At 65.5% G+C, this 4,407-nt stretch carries 5 protein-coding genes; 2 read left to right on the forward strand and 3 right to left on the reverse strand.

Going from position 1 to position 4,407, the window contains the following annotated elements; translation table 11 throughout:
* Nucleotides 1-147: 147 nt before the first annotated feature.
* Nucleotides 148-1,047: an SDR family oxidoreductase gene (locus DBR22_RS21505; RefSeq protein ID WP_108600665.1), complete on the reverse strand. Its 900-nt coding sequence runs from the start codon at nucleotides 1,045-1,047 to the stop codon at nucleotides 148-150.
* A gap of 206 nt (nucleotides 1,048-1,253) precedes the next feature.
* Between DBR22_RS21505 and DBR22_RS21510 the strand changes: the two genes are divergently transcribed.
* Together DBR22_RS21510 and DBR22_RS21515 are read left to right on the forward strand one after the other, a co-directional pair.
* On the forward strand, nucleotides 1,254-1,748 hold the full coding sequence (locus tag DBR22_RS21510) for a DUF6328 family protein (protein WP_108600666.1): 495 nt from the start codon (nucleotides 1,254-1,256) through the stop codon (nucleotides 1,746-1,748).
* A 62-nt stretch (nucleotides 1,749-1,810) separates the two neighbouring features.
* Nucleotides 1,811-2,473 carry a DUF6766 family protein gene (locus tag DBR22_RS21515; RefSeq protein ID WP_108600667.1) on the forward strand — a complete coding sequence of 221 codons (663 nt, stop codon included), beginning with the start codon at nucleotides 1,811-1,813 and terminating at the stop codon, nucleotides 2,471-2,473.
* A 19-nt stretch (nucleotides 2,474-2,492) separates the two neighbouring features.
* On the opposite strand, the gene DBR22_RS21520 is transcribed toward DBR22_RS21515, so the two are convergent.
* Both DBR22_RS21520 and DBR22_RS21525 read right to left on the reverse strand, forming a co-directional pair.
* Nucleotides 2,493-3,617, reverse strand: coding sequence for a glycerate kinase (locus tag DBR22_RS21520; protein WP_108600668.1), 1,125 nt, complete (start codon nucleotides 3,615-3,617; stop codon nucleotides 2,493-2,495).
* 90 nt (nucleotides 3,618-3,707) lie between these two features.
* On the reverse strand, nucleotides 3,708-4,124 hold the full coding sequence (locus tag DBR22_RS21525; RefSeq protein WP_258229366.1) for a hypothetical protein: 417 nt from the start codon (nucleotides 4,122-4,124) through the stop codon (nucleotides 3,708-3,710).
* Nucleotides 4,125-4,407: the final 283 nt, after the last annotated feature.

Raw genomic sequence — 4,407 nt, forward strand, 5'->3', positions numbered from 1 at the left:
CCGGCACCGCCCAGCTCCTGCTCCGGGGTCGGAGTGCCGTAGCCACCCTCTTCTTCGGGCTTCGTGCCCTGAGTGTCCTGGCTGTCCTGACTCATGGTTCCTCCTGTTGTGGATGTGGCTGAATCTGCCGTGTAAATCCTGCTGCTGCTAGAGGCCCTTGCCGCCGGTTACTGGCAGCACAGCCCCGGAAATGTACGAGCCCTGGTCCGAGGCCAGCAGCACGTAGGCGGCGGCGAGTTCGGCCGGCTGGCCTGCCCGCTGCAAGGGGGTGTCCTGCCCGAACGTGGGAAGTTTGTCCGGCCATTCGGTGGCAGGGATGAGCGGAGTCCAGATGGGGCCGGGCGCCACCGCATTGACCCGGATTCCCTTCGGCCCCAGTTCCTGCGCGAGCGCCTTGGTGAAAGCCACCTGAGCCGCCTTGGTCATGGCGTAATCGATCAGTTGCGGCGAGGGGTTGAAGGCCTGGATGGACGCGGTGGTGATGATCGAGGCGCCGGCCTGCAGGTGCGGTACCGCGGCCCGTGCCGTCCACAGCAGGGAGTAAAGATTGGTTTTGAACACCCTGTCGAATTCCTCCGTGGGAAGGGAATCGAAGCTGTCCCGGTTCTTCTGGTAGGCCGCATTCAGCACCACAACATCAAGCCGGCCAAACTCAGCCACGGCGTCCGCGACGATCCGGGTGCTGAACTCCTCTTCCCGCCCGTCGCCAGCCAGAAGGAGCGCCCGCCCGCCTGCCTTGCGAATCCAGCCGGCGGTGTCCTGGGCGTCGTCTTCCTCTTCGGGAAGGTAGGAAATTGCGACGTCGGCCCCCTCGCGGGCAAACGCGATGGCCGCCGCCTTGCCAATCCCCGAGTCCCCGCCGGTAATCAGGGCAGCCTTGCCCTGCAGCTGCCCGTGGCCTTCGTAGCTCAGCTCGCCATGGTCCGGCTTGGGATCCATCGGCGCGGTGAGGCCCGGCTGCTCCTGTTCCTGCTCAGGAAACGGTCCGGAGTGGTAGCCGCCCCTCGGGTCCCTGGGCTGGTCCGTCTGCTTCTCAGTCTCGCTCATAGTCCGCCTGTTCGCTGTCGGTTTTCCAAGGGTGCCCCGGACTTCTCCGGCCCTTCGAAACTATCCCGCCGGGCGGAGCAAGTCCACCGTTCCGGGACAATAATCAGTAAACTTATCAAAAGTTGATCTCCGCGCAACTTCGGCCTAGTTTGGGAGCACCCGGCGCGGGCCAGCAGGCCCATCCGGGCATCGTGGGAGGAGAAGCAATGTCCGATGTGGAGGACTTCACGGGCAAGACCGGCCGGAATGAAACCCCGGAGGAGCAGCTCGACAGGAACTGGGCCGAGCTGCTGCAGGAACTCAGGGTTTTACAGACAGGCGTCCAGATTCTTGCCGGCTTCCTGCTGACCCTCCCGTTCCAGGAGCGCTTCGAGACCCTCGACGATTTTCAGGTTGGCCTCTACCTCGTCAACGTGGTGGTTGCGTCTCTGACCACCGCCCTGATTCTCCTGCCGGTAAGCGTCCACCGGCGGCTCTTCCGTCAGCGTCTGAAGGCAACCTTGGTGTCCAGCGCCGATTTCATCACCAAGGTGGCCCTGGGCGGTGTTGGGATGCTCAGCGTGGGAACCGCGGCCCTGGTCTTTGATGTGACCCTGGGCCGTACAGCCGGCCTGACGGCAGGAGGCGTCCTGCTGGCCATCCTGCTCCTGCTGCTCATTGCAGTCCCGGTGCGGCTCAATAAACGGGCCTCCGGCGGGTGATCCACGGGGCGGTCAGGGATCAAAGAGCACGCGGGAGGCTGGGACGTACCGGGAGGATGGACATGCGCACTTGGGCCAAGGAACACGGACTGCTGCTGGTCAACGCCGGGCTGTTCCTCTCGTTTTTCGCTGGAATGATCCTGTCCGGCGCCGCGGCGTACAGCGAGGAACAGGCAGAGCACGGGCAGCCCGGGGTCACGGTGGTGGAGTACCTGTCCACGGGCAATTTCGTTGAAGCGACCTTTGAGAACTGGGAATCCGAGTTCCTGCAGATGGGCATGTACGTTGTGCTCACCGTGTTCCTGTTCCAGAAGGGATCGTCCGAGTCCAAGCCGATGGGCAAGGAAGCTCCGCAGGATCAGGACCCGCGGAACGCGGCCATCAAGGACTCCACCCCCTGGCCGGTCAAACGGGGCGGCATATGGCTCAAGGTCTACGAACACTCGCTGTCCCTGTTGCTGTTCCTGCTCTTCATCGCCTCGTTCAGCGCGCATGCCATGGGTGGGGCGGCGGCCTACAACGACGAGCAGCAAAGCCACGGCGAGGCCACTGTCGGCGTCCTTGAGTTCATGGGAACCAGCCAGTTCTGGTTCGAGTCCTTCCAGAACTGGCAAAGCGAGTTCCTGGCCGTCGCTGTCCTGGTGGGCGCGTCCGTCTATCTCCGCGAGAGGGGCTCCCCCGAATCAAAACCCGTGGCCGAGCCGCATTACGAGACCGGCACCTGACCCGCAACCGCTGGTGGCGCTATGCGCCTTCCAGCACCTGAGTGGTGGCCCACGCCAGGTATTTCGCGGCGTTTGCTATGGCGTCTTCCGGGCCGGCTGCGACGTCCAGCAGCTGGGCCCCGGCCACCACGCCGTGCCCCGCCAGCTCCTCCTGGGTCACCAGGATCCGTCCGGCCACCACGATGACGGGGATGCCCCGCCCATGGGCAGCGTCCGCGAGTGCGATGGGTGCCTTGCCGGTCAGCGACTGCGAGTCCATGGACCCCTCGCCGGTGATCACCAGATCGGCGTTCTCCAACTGGCCAGCCAGGCCAGTGAGTCCGGCGACCAGCGCAAATCCGCCTTCCAGCGTGGCGTTGGTGAAGGCAAGGAACGACGCCGGGAACCCGCCCGCCGCGCCGGCACCCGGCACGTTGACGTCCCGGCCCGTGGACTCGCGCAGGACCGATGCCCAGTTGCGGAGCCCGGCGTCGAGCACTTCCGTTGCCTCCTCATCGGCCCCCTTCTGGGGACCGAAAACGTGGGCAGCGCCCGTCAGCCCGTAGAGCGGATTCTGGACGTCCACTGCGATCCTGAAGGACACGGCAGAGAGTCGCGGATCCAGCCCTGAGACGTCCAAGGCAACGATGTCACCGAGGGACCCGCCGCCGAGGGGGACCACGTTTCCGGCGGCATCCAGGGGCTTGAGCCCCAATGCACGCAGGGCCCCGCTGCCGCCGTCGGTCATTGCCGAGCCGCCGAGCCCCAGCACGATCTCTGTGGCTCCGGCATCGAGGGCGGCTGCGATCAGCTGCCCGCAGCCGTAGCTGTGGGCCCGCAGGGCATTGGCCGGAGTAGGTTCCATTTCGGCGAGCCCGGATGCCTGCGCCGTCTCAATCACGGCGGAAGCACCGCCGTCGGCGTTCTTTCGGATGGCCCATGCGGCCCCCATCGGGGCAAGGATGGGACCCACGACGGCGTTGAGCCGCTCCTCATATCCCGCGGCCACGGCCGCTTCCAAGGTCCCTTCGCCGCCGTCGGCGATCGGGAACTGGGTGGCGACGGCGTCGGGATAGACGCGCAGGGCACCCTCCGCAATGGCGGCGGCAGCCTCAGCCGCGGTGAGTGAGCCCTTGAATTTGTCCGGAGCGATGAGAATGCGCATGCCGTCCATCATGCCAGCTCTCCGCGGGAAAGCGCTTGCCCAATCCGCCATGCGGACGGATGCCGGACCGGGCCCCAGGGCCGCCGCTGCCTAAGCCGGGCGGCGGAGACGGGCCGGCGTAGGGAAGGGGACGGCCTGATGCTCTTCCGCAACGCGTCGGACCAGGGCGGGCACGGCAAACGTCACCACGGGGCGGGCTTCGGCGTCGTCCTTCGACCTGATGGTCAGGCTCCGGGTCCCTTCCGGCACCGAGGGAGTGAAGACCTGCAGGTTCCGGGAACCCACTGTGGCGGAGTCCTGCAGCGTGTACTCCGTGCCGAAGTGGTCCTGCATCGTGATGTTGGGCGGAGGGCCTTCGGTTGAGGCCAGGTGGATGTTCACCACCAGTCCCGTGGTCCAGATTTCGACGGACATGACGGTGAATTCGGCCGATTGTGTAACGTGCGTCCCGTAGGTGGGGGGCAGCAGCATCCCACGGAGGGAACCGGTGGCTAGCAGTTCGAGCATGATCGTTCCTGTAGTTCTTCCGCCGTCACGGGGCGGTTCCCGGGTTCATCCGGTCGCCAGCCCCCTGCCGGAGGGTTTGGCAACGGCTAAATCCCCTTCGCGGCCCTGATTCCCGAGCCGGAAGTTGGCGTTTGGCCGCCGTCTTCTGGTAGATGATTCGAGCCGCGGGCCGGAGGTTTAAACCGCTCCGCGCAGCTCGTGTGGCTGAGGCTGTTCCCCAACCACGGCTCCAAAGTCCTTTCCGCGAATACCGATTTTAGTAAGGGTACTTATAAGTACCCTT

It is taken from the genome of Arthrobacter sp. HMWF013 (assembly GCF_003061105.1).
Taxonomy (GTDB): Bacteria; Actinomycetota; Actinomycetes; order Actinomycetales; family Micrococcaceae; genus Arthrobacter.